Raw genomic sequence first — 13721 nt, 5'->3', positions numbered from 1 at the left:
CCGCTGGTGCGCCTCGCGCATTGTTTGATGACACCGACCTGAGTATCCGCGTCTATCGCCTTTACCTTGCTCCGGATCGAAGTCCGCGCCCGGCACGCAAGCTTATCGTCGAACTTCGAATGCACGCGCAAAATCAGCCGACGGCGTCGCGCTGTCCCACACCTTGCCGTCCATGAACGTTCGCGCGTTCTCTTGCGCGGGCACCGCCACCTTGACCTGCGCGGCGGCTTCGCGATAAAGCTGGGTTTGGTTGATGCTCTCCGCGATCTGCGTGTAATCGCTGCGTGCGTCGATCATGCCCCAGCGCTCGAACTGCGTCAGAAACCACGCGCCTTCGAATGCGTGCGGGTAGTTCACCTCGCCGTTGTCGAAGAAGCGCATTGGCAAACCGCGCGGCACGGAGGCCGGAATTTTGTCGCCAAAGCGCGCCGCGATCAGGGCCTCGTCGATGCCGATATAGTCCGGCCGGGCAAGCCACCGCGCGATCTCAGTGCGATGACCGGGGCCGTCGAGCCAGCGGCACGCTTCGAGCATCGTCTGTACGAGCGCGCGCGCCGTATTCGGATACGCGCTCACAAAATCGCGCCGGCACGCGAGCACTTTCTCTGGGTGATCGGGCCACACTTCGCTCGTATACGCGACCGTTCTGCCGACGCCTTCCGCTTCGGCCATCGCGTTCCACGGCTCGCCGACACACAGGCCGTCGAGCTTGTCTTCCGCGAGCGCCGCGACCATTTGCGGCGGCGGAATCACCACGCTTTCGATGTCGCGCAACGGGTGCACACCTTGCGCAGCGAGCCAGTAATACAGCCACATCGCGTGCGTACCGGTCGGGAACGTCTGCGCGAATACCGGCTTGCGTCCGAGTGTAGCGAGCGCCTTGGGCAAGTTGCCATGTTCGGCGAGTGCATCCGCGAGACGGCTCGACAGTGTGACCGCCTGGCCGTTGCGGTTGAGTACCATCAACACCGCCATGTCGGTTTGCGGACCGCCCAGCCCGAGTTGCACTCCGTAGACGAGGCCGTAGAGCGTGTGCGCCGCGTCGAGATCGCCGGATAGCAGCTTGTCGCGCACGGCTGCCCACGAAGGCTGGCGCGACAGTTCGAGCGTGAGGCCGTGCGCGTGACCGAATTCAAGCAGCTTCGCGGCGACGAGCGGCGCGGCATCGGCGAGCGCCACGAAGCCGAGCCGCAAGTGGGTCTTCTCCAACGGCGCTGATGCTGACGATGCGAGGTGACTGGGAGTGTTCATGGACGTGCTTCACTTGAGCGATTCAGCCGACGCGACGACCGCGCGCGCGACCTCGGCGAGCTTGACGCCCTGATTCATCGCGCGTTTGCGCAGCGTGGCGTAGGCGGCGTGCTCGGTGATTTTCTGCTGATCCATCAGCAGGCGTTTGGCGCGGTCGATCAGCTTGCGCTCCGCAAGTTCGTTTTCGACTTGCGCGAGGCGTTCGCGCAGCTGCGATTCCTGCGCGAACCGCGCAAGCGCGACTTCGAGAATCGGCGCAAGCCGTTCGGTTGCCAGCCCTTCGACGAGATAGGCGGTCACGCCCGCGCCGACGGCGTCGCGGATCAACTGCTGGTTGGCGTCGTGACTGAACATCAGGACCGGGCGCGGCGCGGTCGCGTTCATCACCGCGAGCTGTTCGAGCGTATCGCGCGAAGGCGAGTCCGTATCGATGATGATGACGTCCGGCCGTTCACTCTGAACCACGCTATGCAACGCGTGCGGCGTCGCGGTGCTGGCGAGCATCTCGTAGCCGAGGCGGGCGAGCGCGTCACGTAGGTCGCCTATCGGCTTGTCGGTATCGGTGACGAGGAGAACACGCAGCATGGAGTAGTGGCAATCGACGACTGACCATCATTCAAGCAACGTCTATGCCATTAACCGCCAAGCCTTTGTATGCGGGCTCCTCGGAGATTCAACGCAAGCTTGACGACTGAAGTCATGCACCACAAAAGGGCGTGCAAGAGCCATGCACCGAAGCGGCGCGAAAAGAAGCGAGCATGTGGGGTGCAGCCAAACGGCAGGAGCGCATCAGGCGCGATTGACATCGCAACGATCGCCGCGACGAACTGATGAGATAAAGCGCCGCCGCTGCGCGCCGCTCAGATTCGACTGGAGCCGAACCGGAGAAGGCGCGCGAAAGGCTTCGCGAACAACGTTGCTGCAAGGGCACGCCAGCTAGCCCGAACGGGGCCGCGTGCCGTTCGCCTTAACGGCGACGGAATTGCGAGTTGCTACGGGCAGCGCCGCCACCGCCTGCGCGCTCGTCTTTGTGACGGAAGTTGATCCGTCCTTTGGTCAGGTCGTAGACCGACAGTTCCAGCGTCACGCGGTCGCCCGCGAGAATACGAATATGGTTCTTGCGCATGCGTCCGGACGCGTAAGCGCCAACTACGACGCCGTTGTCGAGCGTCACGCGGTAACGACTGTCCGGAAGTACTTCGTCGACGATACCGTCAAGTTCAAGCAGTTCTTCTTTCGCCATGCATAACTCCTGGTCGATGGGATAAGGGGTGCGCGACGCCTTGCGGCGGCGCTGCATCTGATACGGTTGCCGGCGGGTTCGAGCCCGCCGCTTGCGGCACCGGCTTATGCGCCGATTTATGCGCAGATACTAGTGCCGCGCGTGTTGCCGCGGCTCGTGCCGCTCAAAGATCGGCGACCGACTGGCCGTCCACGCGGCCGTCGATCAGTTGTTCGGCGTGAGCCATGCACGCAATGCGCGCCTTGCCCGTGCCGTCGAACGGAAACAAATACTGCAGGCGGAACACACGGCCCTCGGCCGCCGCATTGGCGCCGACACGGCAGATGCGCACCGACGCGTCGTAGCCTGCGTCCGGATTGCGGCTCGTCTGACCGTCTGTCGGACGGCGCGGATAGACGAGCGGGTGAATCTCATAACCCTTGTACGTCTTGACTGCTGAGTTCATAAGCATATAAGTATCCTGTATTACGTGGCCGGTGTGTCACGCGTGTTACGCGCGGCACGACTGGCCGGGCAGCGCAGCACCTTGAGGCGCGCCGCCATGGAAAAAGGTTGGCACAGGCCCAATGGGAAGGGCTTGAGCGCGCCGCGCAAAGTCGCGGATTCGATGGAGAAAAAACACGCTGATGTCGCGCGGACAGCGGGTGGGAAGCGGAAACCCGTTGAACAACACAGCTGCACAACTCGCGACGGCTAATGCAGGCGGCGCATTGCCGGAGTGACGGGATCGCCGGCGGGCGGCGGCCGAACAGTCGGGGGTGTTGCGGAGATGCCGCGAAAAATGCCGGGTTGAGACTGCCAGTGCTGCAAATGCGGAATACGACTATTCCAATATGATGCACTAAATAGGGCTAATTGGATAGCAAAAAGTTCCCCGCACGAACAGACCGCCCGCCCGAAGGGCTTCCGGCGGGACGCCAGAAAGCCCGAAAGAGCGGAAAAGACCGGGAAAGCCTAGGAAAGCCCAGAAAAGCCGGTTAGCCGGACGTTTCGGCAATGCGCTTCTGTAATTCGCGGGAGGCCGCGAGCGGAATGCGCGCGTCGTCCCACGCGGCGAGCCATTCGACTTCCTTCGACGTAAAAATCTGTCCGTGATTACGCAGCGCGTATTGCAGCGAATCGATGATGTGGTTGCGAATGATTTCCGGCGTTCTCTTGTCGTCGAGCACGGCGCGAAATGCTTCGAGCGTTGCCATCTGCTGCTCCGTGAAGTAGATCGCCTTTTATCGCACGAAAAAATAGCGCTTGCCACGAGGACAAAATTCGCCGCGCTCCGCCGGCCATGCGGGGGTGGCTACAATGGCGAGTTGCCGGGCGGGCCGCACATCGCTGGAACTGCCCGATTTTTGATCATTCGCCTTCAACACAGCGCCCTCGAACGCTGCCATTTTCAATGCGCCAGACAACCGTGTCTCCTGTGAAAGACCTGCTGCTCGAGCGTTACGCTCCCATCGCCGACGGCATCGCTGCGCTTTTCTACCCGTGCGCGGAGGTTGTGATTCACGACTTGCGGGATCAGACCATCGCCTACCTCGTGAATAATCTATCGAAGCTGGAAGTAGGCGGCCCCTCGGTGCTGGACGAAGTGCACTATGCGGCGCGCGGCCGCACCATCGGCCCATACGAGAAGCTCAATTGGGACGGCCGGCGCATGCGTTGCGTGAGCAACATTCTGTTCGACGACAACGGCAAGCCTGCGGGCATGCTGTGCATCAACTTCAATATTGCGGTGTTCGAGGACGTGCGCTCCACGCTCGATCTGTTTATCCGCGGTGGCAATCTGACCGATGCACCTGCCGAAGACCTCTTTCGCGACGACTGGCAGGACCGGATCAACACTTACCTGCACACGTGGCTGCGCGAGCGGCAAATCGGCATCAACGCGCTCACACGCGAGCATAAGCGTGAAATCGTCGAGGCGCTGCATGCGCAGGGCGCGTTTCGCGGACGCAGTTCGGCGAATTACGTAGCCGCCGTGCTGACGATGGGGCGCGCGACCGTCTATAAAATTCTGAAGCAGATGAAAGAGGGCGGCTGAATCTGGCGCTTTCTCACAAGGACAATTGAATGGTGCAGACCACACGTTACCGGCATTACAAAGGCGGTATTTACGAACTGATATGCGAGGCGACGCTGGAGTCGGATCCGGCTATCACGATGATCGTCTACAGAGCGGCCAACGGCACGATCTGGACGCGCCCGGCATCGGTGTTCTTCGAGCAAGTGGAGCATGAGGGCGCGAAGGTGCCGCGCTTTGCTGCGATAGAGTGAACGCGCGCCCACCGGACGCACCCGCATGGGGGAACTTTCGCCGCGCTGTTTAGCGTGATGGCGGGGCTTCTGTCGCTTCCGGTACTTCAATCACTACGTCCGTTTCGGCGATCGCAACGCACGGCAAGATGTAGCCTTCCTGTTTTTCCTCACGGCTGAGTCCGGGCCATTCGATCGTATAACGCACGCGTCCTGCTGTCATTTTGCACAGACATGTTCGGCAAGTACCGTTGCGGCACGAGCGGGGCAGACGCAGGTTCGCAAAGCCGGCGGCTTCGAGAATCGTCAGTGTATCGGGTGCTTCGAAGCTGCAGCCGAGCGGCTCCACGCGAACGAGAGGCGGGCGGTTTTGATCGGACATCGTGTGAATGTGTTGCTGGACGCGTCACACTTTACACGGCGGATGGAGAATGCGCGGGGCCAATAGGCGGGCGGCGGCGTGAACCGGCCGCCACGCGGTTGCCGACCGCAGTGCGAAGCCTATGAGGCGAACACTCGACGAGCAGCACTCGACGAGCAGCACTCGACTAGCAGCACGCGGCTGGCGGCACGCGGTGACACAGTCGCAGCGAGAGCACTAAGCTACAACCCCGCACCAACAACACCTAATGAGTCGCCCCACCGCGCCGCAAATACCGGTACACCGTATTGCGCGCGAGCCCCAGTTCTCGTGCCGCGGCCGACACGTTGCCGTCGAGGCGCGCCAGCGTCTGCGCGATCAGCGCGGCTTGCCAGTCGTCCATTCGCGAAGGCTGAGGTGAGTGCGCGCTACCTGCATCGCCCGTCGCATCATCAACGGCTTTAAGGGTTGACGGCGCGTTCTCGTCGGCCGCCTCGTCGTCGCAATCGTGCAGAAAGTCTTCGGGTAAATCGTCGAGTTCGATCTGATCCGTGCCCTCGGCCATGATGCTTGCGGTGCGCAGTACATTGGCCAGTTGCCGCAGATTGCCGGGCCAGCGGCATTGCATGAAGCGCTCGAGAACCGCCGCGGAAACGCGGCGCGGCAAGCCGTCGGCCTCGGGCTGGAGTTCGAGCATCCGCTCGACCAGCGCGGCGAGATCCGTGCGCTCGCGCAGTGCGGGCAAGGTCACTACGAGTCCATTGATCCGGTAGTACAGATCTTCGCGGAAGGTGCCTTCTGCGATCATTGCGCGCAGATTGCGGTGCGTCGCGCACACGATCCGCAGATCCACCGGAATCGCGCGAGTACCGCCGAGCGGCAGTACTGTGCGTTCCTGCAGCACGCGCATCAGCCGCACTTGCTGGGCGAGCGGCATATCGCCGATTTCATCGAGAAACAGCGTCCCGCCGTCGGCCTGCACGATCTTGCCGACGCTGCCCCGCTTTTTAGCGCCGGTGAACGCGCCGTCCTCATAGCCGAACAATTCCGCTTCGATCAACGTATCGGGCAGCGATGCGCAATTCAACGCGACGAACGGCGCCGCGCGCCGCGGCGAATCGTGATGGATCGCGCGCGCGAGCCACTCCTTGCCGGTGCCCGTTTTGCCGAGGATCAGGATCGGAATGTCGCGACCGCGAACCTTGGCCACGCGCGCCAGAATCGCGGCTACTTTCGCGTCGCCGGTATCGAGCGTTTCAAGCGTAGCGAGCGGCGCCGGATCGGCGGTATGCGGCACACCACGCGCACTTTTCGACGCAACGCCGCGCGACCCTTCCGTCTCGCCGATTGACGGCGTCACATAACGCTGCGCGGAATATTCGCCGCGCGCGACGACCCGCACGCCGCTCGGCAAAGTGAGCACGGTGTTCTCACCGGGCGCGCGCGCGATCTGCTGCAGCACGTGGGCGAATGGGACGCCGAAAAGCGCGTGGAACGGTTGTCTCTGCAAAGCGGCGAGCGGCTGGCCGAACTGGAACAACGCGCTCCTGTTTGCCGAGAGAAACGTACCGTCCGCGCCGAACGCGGCAAGTCCTTCGAAGAGCGTACCGATGAACTCGGCGCGCGCGTGGAAGTGCACGCGGACCGCATCGGCGAATTGATTGGAGAACAGATGATTCTCGATCATCTGCGCGGACATGCGCACGAGCGCGAGCGTGTGTTTGTGAAAGCCGCGTGTGTCGCCGCTGACGTCGAGTGCGCCGATGGTGTGCCCGAACGGATCCGCAATCGGCGCGCATGAACAGGTGAGAATACGGTTAGCGTGCAGAAAGTGTTCATCTGCGTGAACGACGGTCGGTTGCGCGTCGACGAGCGCAGTGCCGATAGCATTCGTGCCGCGATCGGCCTCCGCCCACGACACACCCGGACAGAGCGCGACACGGTTCGCCTTCTCGACGAAGTCGCTGTCCCCGAGACTGTGCAGGATCACGCCGCGGCTGTCGGTCAGCAGCACCATGCTTTGCGTATCGACGATCTGCGCGTGCAGCGTTTCCATGACCGGCAATGCGTGCGTATAAAGCGACTGATTGCGATCCACCAGTTCGCGCAGTGCAAGCCGGTTCAGCGGATGAAAATCCGGCGTTTCGGATGCGCGCAGCCCGAGTTCGACCGAGCGCGCGTGAGCTTGCGCGATGACGTCGGGCCGACCCACGGTGGGCGGCGTTGCAGTGCGATGGGTCAAGGCATGTCTCCGGTAATCGGACAGGCGGGTACATTGCCCGCCTTTCGATGCCGCAGCGCAGCATGCACGCTTGCGGCCCAACACCGATAGTACAGGACGTCAACGCTTGTGCGCGGCAGGGAAAATACCGCGGCGGCACGACGCACCGTGCACAATCTGTGCGCGTCCCGCACCGCGATCAGGCAAACAAAAAGGAAAACTCGCGCCGCGCGCGAACTCGTCTAAAGTGAATCAAATCATCCTCGCGGGGCGCGAACTGCGTCCGCATGCAACGGATGACGAGCCCGCGTCGCCAGCATTAGACAAGGAGGAAGAAGCTGAAGGCGCGACCAGCTGCAACCGGCGTGCGCATCACCCATGCGAATCATGCGCAGTGCCCAACTTCCAGGTGACTCCCATGCAGATACTTTTCCCGAACGAAAGTCCTGAATATTCAGGTCGCGAACTCACCCTGGCGTTTCCGGCGCTGGTCGATGGGCAGAGGGTCGAGTGCATGATCACCGCGGAAGCGCTGGAAGATCATTTTGGCGCCGCCTCACCGCGTCTCGAAGACATGGTCGGCGCATTCGACACGCACCGTGAGCGAATCGAAGCAGCCACGCGGCGCCTCCTGTCGGAAACGAGCGCGCAGTGCGTCGTGCTGCGAAGCGGCTATGTGCGCTTTTATGAAGCGAACTGGCGTGCCTGAGGAGAGCGGCACGCCGGGCCCGGTGTGCGCTTACTCGCTGCCTAGATAGAAGTAGCGGAACAGAAAAATCGCGGCGATGATCCACACCACCAGCTTCACCTGTCGCGCGCGGCCCGTGAGCAGCTTCAGCCCCGCATACGAGATGAAACCGAACGCCACGCCATTGGCGATGGAGTAGGTGAACGGCATCAGCAATGCGGTGAGCGCGGCCGGTACGACTTCGGTTGCGTCGTCCCACGGCAGGTCAACCATTTCGCGCAGCATCAGGCACGACACGTAGAGCAGCGCCGGCGCCGTCGCGTAACCGGGCACCACGCCCGCGAGCGGCGCGAAAAACAGCGCCGCGAGGAACAGCACGGCCACGGTAATCGCGGTGATGCCGGTGCGCCCGCCTGCCTGGACGCCCGACGCGCTCTCGATGTAAGCAGTGGTGGACGATGTGCCCAGCATCGAGCCGGCCAGAATGGCAGTGCTGTCAGCGAGCAGCGCGCGGTTCAGGCGGTGCATCTTGCCCTCCACCAGCAAGCCCGCGCGATTGGCCACGCCCATCAGCGTGCCGGTTGCATCGAACAGTTCGACGAGGAAGAACACCAGAATTACGTTCAGCACGCCCGTAGACAATGCGCCGCGAATGTCGAGTTGAAACAGTGTCGGCGAAATCGACGGCGGCGCCGAGACGATGCCGTGAAACTGGTTGCCGCCGAAGAAAAAGCTCAGCACCGTCACGCCGACAATGCCGATCAGAATTGCGCCGCGCACGCGTAGGTAGTCGAGCGTAACGATGGCGAAGAAGCCGATGACCGCGAGCACCACATGCGGGTTATGCAGATCGCCAAGCGTGACGAGCGTGGCCGGATTGCCGACCACTACGCCGGCCGTCTTCAGCGAAATGATCGCGAGAAAGAGGCCGATGCCGCCGGTAATCGCAATGCGTATGGAGTGCGGAATTCCGGTGACGATCACTTCGCGCACGCGAAACAGCGTGACCACGAGGAACAGGCAACCGGAAATGAACACTGCGCCGAGCGCGGCTTGCCACGTGAAACCCATGCCCTTGACCACGGTGTACGCGAAGTACGCATTCAGACCCATGCCGGGCGCGAGCGCTATGGGGTAGTTCGCATAAAGGCCCATGATCAGCGAGGCCAGCGCCGCGACCAGACAGGTCGCAACGAACACGGCGTCTTTCGGCATCCCTGCGTCACCCAGAATTGCCGGGTTGACGAAGATGATGTAAGCCATGGTCAGAAAAGTCGTCAGGCCGGCCAGCACTTCCGTGCGCAGGTTCGTGCCGGCCGCGTCGAGGCCAAAGTAGCGTTTTATGGAATCCATATGGCGGGTCTCTCGTCGTAGGGGCGAGATGATACCTTGCCAGCGCCCCCGCCGGAGCCGCAAGCGAATTTACGATGTCGCGCCGAGATGGCCGGAGATGGCCGAGATGGCCGAAGCCGGATTCAAGCGAAGAACGGCAGACCGCGTTCGAGCCACCCGCCGCTCGCGACCGTTGCAATCGCGGGTGCGGGCAGCGCAGCCTGCCGTTCGGCAGCAAGGCGCTTATTGCGTGACGCTCGGCGCCGGCTGCTGCGAGCGCCGTTCGGCGACGATGCTCGCGGCGCGCTGCGCGTTGTACGGGTAATCGATCCAGTCGAGCGGGTCGTAGCCGGCGGCGAGCCACTCGACCAGATCGGCCTTGACCTCGGCGCGCGTCTTCGGCGCGGAGGGGTCGTAAGGCCGTGCTGACGACTGCGCAAACGCGGCGCTCATGCTGGCGGCGGCCAATAGCGCGCCGAGTACAAATCGAAAGAACACTTTCATGACAGGCTCCCTGGGAGCGGTGATAGACGATTCAAACATTTTAGATTTCGCAGGTATCCGGAGTAAGGCGTTGGGAGACAATGCACCGTTTCGTCCGGTGAGCGAAAGCAGGGTGCGGGATCAAGGCGGCGGCGGTCTGGTGAGACGCTCGACCACCGCATTCAGCAGATCGACCGGTAACGGGAAAACGATGGTCGAGTTCTTGTCGGCGGCAATCGTCGTGAGGGTTTGCAGATAGCGCAACTGCATCGCCTGCGGCTCGCGCGCGAGCGTCTGCGCCGCTTGCAGCAGTTGCTGCGACGCCTGCAATTCACCTTCCGCGTGAATCACCTTGGCGCGCCGTTCGCGCTCCGCTTCGGCCTGACGGGCAATCGCGCGGATCATGGTTTCGTTGATATCGACATGTTTGATTTCGACGATCGCGACCTTGATGCCCCACGCATCGGTCTGCGCGTCGAGCACTTTCTGGATGTCGGCGTTCAGTTGCTCGCGGTCCGCGAGCAGTTCATCGAGTTCGTGTTTGCCGAGCACTGCGCGTAGCGTGGTTTGCGATAGCTGGCTGGTCGCCTCGAAATAGCGCGCCACCTGAATCACAGCTTTTTCCGGATCGACGACGCGAAAGTACACGACGGCGTTGACCTTCACCGAGACGTTGTCGCGCGTGATGACATCCTGCGGCGGCACGTCGAAAACGACGGTGCGCAGATCCATGCGCACAGCCTGCTGCACGACCGGAATGATAAGCACGAGCCCCGGCCCCTTGACCTTCCAGAAGCGCCCGAGCATGAACACGACGCCGCGCTCGTACTCGCGAAAGATCCTGATTGACGAAGCGATGAGCGCGGCCGCCATCAGGATCAGAATGCTGGAGAAACCAAAAGTGAACCCAATCATGAACTGTCTCCCATGCAGAGCGGTGGACCAGAGTTACCGCTTCAGCCCATCACCCCGATCCCACGCGCACCCTTTGCTCCACCATTCCCTCAACGGGCGCCACGGGCACAACCGTTAGCGTCAGCCCATTGCGCGCGGTAACCCGCACCGCCTGGCCCGCCGCGACGGGAACCGCGCTCGACACCTGCCAGCGCTCGCCCTTGACCTGCGCCCAGCCGGCGGCCATGCCATTGGCCGCGGTGGTGCCAACAGGCAGACCGCCTTCGAGCACCACGCCCACGCTGCCGATCAACCCTTCCGAACCGGTCACGACCGGCCTGCGCCGCGCGCGCAGCGCGAGCCTCGACACGCCGAGCACGAACAGCACGCTGAATACGACGACGGCGGCGATCATCGGCAACGGGATGCCATAACCGGGCACATCGGTGTCCATCAACATCAACGCGCCGATCACGAACGCGACGATCCCGCCGAAGCCAAGCGAACCGAACGTCGGCAGGAATGCCTCGCCGATCAGAAACGCAATGCCGAGAAAGATCAAACCGAGGCCGACGTAGCTGACCGGCAGCATCTGCATGGCAAACAGGCCGATCAGCAAGCTGATTGCGCCGACCACGCCCGGCAGCACGAAGCCAGGATTGGCAAACTCGAAGAAGAGGCCGTACATGCCCAGCATCAGCAGCATCAGCGCGACGTTCGGATCGGTGATCACCGCGAGAAAATGGCTGCGCCAGTCGGCCTCGAGCATCACGACGGGGGCCTGGGCTGTCGCGAGCTTGACGTTGCCGGTGGTCGTCGTGACCGTGCGGCCATTGAGCTGGCGCAGCAGATCCGGCACGTCGCGCGCGGTCAGATCCACGACATGTTGCGCGAGCGCGTCGCTTGCGCTCAGGCTTACCGCTTCGCGCACCGCACGTTCGGCCCAATCGGCGTTGCGACCGCGCATTTGCGCGAGGCCGCGGATGTAGGCAGCGGCGTCGTGGACCTGCTTGCGCAGTTCTGTCGATTGAGTGTCGAGCGGGAGCGCGCTTGCGGCGCCGGTGGCGGCGTCACTTGCCGCGCCGCGCGAAGCGTTGCCCGAAGCGCCGGCGGATGCAGTGCCGGAAGCAGCGCCCGCTGGACCGGCCGGCGCCTTCGGCTGCCGGTCGTCCGTGCCGGGCAAGCCGGGCAGTCCCGGTTTGTCGCGGCCTGGCGGCTCCGCGCCGCCAATGCCCATCTGGATCGGCGTCGCCGCACCGAGGTTGGTGCCCGGCGCCATCGCCGCAATGTGGCTCGCATAGACGATGTAGGTGCCCGCGCTCGCCGCCCGCGCGCCGCTCGGGGCGATGAACGTCGCGACCGGCACCGGCGAGCCGAGTATTGCCTTGATGATCTGCCGCATGGACGTATCGAGCCCACCCGGCGTATCCAGTTGCAGCACCGCGAGCTGGGCGTGGTCGTCGGCGGCGCGCTGCAGGCTGCGCACAATGAAGTCGGCGCTTGCCGGACCGATCGCGCCGCTCACCGGAATCACGACGACGCTATTGAGCATATGCCCGGTGGCGGCCTGTGTAGTGACCGGCGCCGCCTGGGCCGCGAGCGCCAACGAGTATTCGCGCGACGCGAACAGGAAGCCGGACACCCACGCAAGCGCGACCCCGATTACGAACGTCAAAAGCATCCCGCGCGCGGTCATGCCGCGCATGAGCCGGCGCCCAACACCGCCGTGGATAAACGGCCGATGCGCGCCGGATTGCCGGAACGGGCGACGCGGATACGTGCTCATCGCTAAGGGCGCCGCGCGCCGTCGACGAGTATCGACCGGCGCGGGCCGACACTCCAGTAAGACTGGCCTGCTGCATACAGCTTAGTCCGATTCCAGGCGCCGCGTGAAGTCCGCACGCACGGGCCTGTAGTCGGTGGGCCGCATGCCTGTCCATTTGCGGAATGCGCGATGAAATGCGCTCGGCTCGGCGAAGCCTACCGACGCGGCGATGTCTGCGATCGTGCGCCCGGATTGCTGCAGTTCGCCGATTGCAATGTCGCGCCGCAGGTCGTCCTTGATCGACTGATAGGTATGACCCTCCTGTTTCAGCCGCCGCCGCATCGTCGCCTCGGCGACGTGCAGGCGCGCGGCCATCTCGTCAGCCGCGGGCCAGTTCATCATGGGCAGCGCGCGCAGCGTCTTGCGAACGCGCGCGGCGAACGAGCCGGGATTACGGTATTTGACGATGAAGCTTGCCGGCGCGTCCCGCAGGAACGGCTTGGCCGACTTCGCCGTCTGGATCACGGGCAGCTCAGCGAACACCGGTGAGAGATCCACGTACGACTCCGGTTGCCCGAATGCCATGTCGTCGCAGAACATGAGCCGGTACTCGTGCGCAGCGGGAGGTTCCGCGCAGCGAAAGCGCGCCTCGATCAACGGTATGCGGCGTCCGACGAGCCAGCACAGGAGCCCGTAGACGACGATGAAATACGTCGCGTAAGCGAACATCGTCGGCAGCTTTGCGCCTTCGCGTTCGACGAAGCGCAGCCGCACGCGCTGGGCGTCCGTCTCGATGCACGCGCCCAGGTCGTCCAGCACGAGCCGCATGAAGCCAACCGCTCGCGCCAGCGCCTGCGCGCCGTTGCGCGCCGTGAGCGCCGTCTGCGTCATCGCGATAAAGCTGCCGCATTTCATGCGATGCGAGTCCTGACCGAAGAACTCGTCGTCGAGCGCGCGTGCTATGCCCGCCCACAGCGCGCCGTATTGCGCGGACGACACGCGGCTTTTCGGCGACGCCAGCATGGGTGCGGCGATGCCGGCCGCTTCGGCGAGCGGGAGCGCGTCGAAACCGCGTGCCCTGGCAAGCGCGAGTGTTTCCTCGACGAGACTCACGGAGATCGTGCCTTTATCGGTCTTCATCAGCGTTTGTTCGCAAGCGTGGAAGAGTGGCAATCGCGCTCAACGTTTTCCCTATGGTGATTCGACACGGGTCGAGACAGAGGCCGCGCGGAC

Annotated in this window: 15 protein-coding genes; 3 read left to right on the top strand and 12 right to left on the bottom strand. The window is 63.4% G+C overall.

All coding sequences use genetic code 11. The features are described from left to right. Nucleotides 1-102: 102 nt before the first annotated feature. The 5 genes from H281_RS0106345 to H281_RS0106325 all read right to left on the bottom strand — a co-directional run bounded on the left by H281_RS0106345 (nt 103) and on the right by H281_RS0106325 (nt 3690). The gene (locus H281_RS0106345) at nt 103-1251 is read right to left on the bottom strand and encodes a CmpA/NrtA family ABC transporter substrate-binding protein (RefSeq protein ID WP_027804345.1); all 1149 of its coding nucleotides are present in this window, start codon (nt 1249-1251) and stop codon (nt 103-105) included. A 9-nt stretch (nt 1252-1260) separates the two neighbouring features. Next, a complete protein-coding gene (locus tag H281_RS0106340; protein ID WP_020066242.1) occupies nt 1261-1836 on the bottom strand; it encodes an ANTAR domain-containing response regulator in 576 nt (191 codons plus the stop codon). Nucleotides 1837-2218: 382 nt separating this feature from the next. Next, on the bottom strand, nt 2219-2494 hold the full coding sequence (infA, locus tag H281_RS0106335) for a translation initiation factor IF-1 (RefSeq protein ID WP_013343004.1): 276 nt from the start codon (nt 2492-2494) through the stop codon (nt 2219-2221). A gap of 163 nt (nt 2495-2657) precedes the next feature. Further along, nucleotides 2658-2939, bottom strand: coding sequence for a hypothetical protein (locus H281_RS0106330; protein ID WP_027775843.1), 282 nt, complete (start codon nt 2937-2939; stop codon nt 2658-2660). Nucleotides 2940-3471: 532 nt separating this feature from the next. Then, nucleotides 3472-3690, bottom strand: a complete 219-nt coding sequence (locus H281_RS0106325) for a hypothetical protein (RefSeq protein WP_020066239.1) — start codon at nt 3688-3690, stop codon at nt 3472-3474. A gap of 197 nt (nt 3691-3887) precedes the next feature. Between H281_RS0106325 and H281_RS0106315 the strand changes: the two genes are divergently transcribed. Next, the gene (locus H281_RS0106315; protein WP_020066237.1) at nt 3888-4532 is read left to right on the top strand and encodes a helix-turn-helix transcriptional regulator; all 645 of its coding nucleotides are present in this window, start codon (nt 3888-3890) and stop codon (nt 4530-4532) included. A 29-nt stretch (nt 4533-4561) separates the two neighbouring features. Then, nucleotides 4562-4765, top strand: a complete 204-nt coding sequence (locus tag H281_RS0106310) for a DUF1653 domain-containing protein (protein ID WP_020066236.1) — start codon at nt 4562-4564, stop codon at nt 4763-4765. Nucleotides 4766-4814: 49 nt separating this feature from the next. Here H281_RS0106310 and H281_RS0106305 read toward each other — a convergent pair whose 3' ends face one another. Further along, the gene (locus tag H281_RS0106305) at nt 4815-5126 is read right to left on the bottom strand and encodes a 2Fe-2S iron-sulfur cluster-binding protein (RefSeq protein ID WP_020066235.1); all 312 of its coding nucleotides are present in this window, start codon (nt 5124-5126) and stop codon (nt 4815-4817) included. Between the two features lie 244 nt (nt 5127-5370). Next, a complete protein-coding gene (locus H281_RS0106300; protein ID WP_020066234.1) occupies nt 5371-7347 on the bottom strand; it encodes a sigma-54-dependent Fis family transcriptional regulator in 1977 nt (658 codons plus the stop codon). 397 nt (nt 7348-7744) lie between these two features. On the opposite strand from H281_RS0106300, the gene H281_RS0106295 reads away from it, so the two are divergent. Next, on the top strand, nt 7745-8035 hold the full coding sequence (locus H281_RS0106295) for a DUF1488 family protein (protein WP_025597272.1): 291 nt from the start codon (nt 7745-7747) through the stop codon (nt 8033-8035). A gap of 30 nt (nt 8036-8065) precedes the next feature. On the opposite strand, the gene H281_RS0106290 is transcribed toward H281_RS0106295, so the two are convergent. The 5 genes from H281_RS0106290 to H281_RS0106270 all read right to left on the bottom strand — a co-directional run bounded on the left by H281_RS0106290 (nt 8066) and on the right by H281_RS0106270 (nt 13628). Continuing rightward, nucleotides 8066-9367 carry an NCS2 family permease gene (locus H281_RS0106290; protein ID WP_020066232.1) on the bottom strand — a complete coding sequence of 434 codons (1302 nt, stop codon included), beginning with the start codon at nt 9365-9367 and terminating at the stop codon, nt 8066-8068. A gap of 222 nt (nt 9368-9589) precedes the next feature. Further along, nucleotides 9590-9850 carry a DUF4148 domain-containing protein gene (locus H281_RS0106285; protein ID WP_020066231.1) on the bottom strand — a complete coding sequence of 87 codons (261 nt, stop codon included), beginning with the start codon at nt 9848-9850 and terminating at the stop codon, nt 9590-9592. Nucleotides 9851-9970: 120 nt separating this feature from the next. Then, complete coding sequence (locus tag H281_RS0106280; protein WP_020066230.1) at nt 9971-10744, bottom strand: slipin family protein; 774 nt, start codon at nt 10742-10744, stop codon at nt 9971-9973. A 49-nt stretch (nt 10745-10793) separates the two neighbouring features. Continuing rightward, nucleotides 10794-12509: an NfeD family protein gene (locus tag H281_RS0106275; RefSeq protein ID WP_020066229.1), complete on the bottom strand. Its 1716-nt coding sequence runs from the start codon at nt 12507-12509 to the stop codon at nt 10794-10796. Between the two features lie 81 nt (nt 12510-12590). Continuing rightward, a complete protein-coding gene (locus H281_RS0106270) occupies nt 12591-13628 on the bottom strand; it encodes an AraC family transcriptional regulator (protein WP_020066228.1) in 1038 nt (345 codons plus the stop codon). Nucleotides 13629-13721: the final 93 nt, after the last annotated feature.

The sequence above is a fragment of the Paraburkholderia caledonica genome (genome assembly GCF_000383275.1).
GTDB lineage: Bacteria > Pseudomonadota > Gammaproteobacteria > Burkholderiales > Burkholderiaceae > Paraburkholderia > Paraburkholderia caledonica.
Note: the sequence above shows the minus strand (reverse complement) of the source record. Positions and strands in the feature narration are given on the sequence as shown.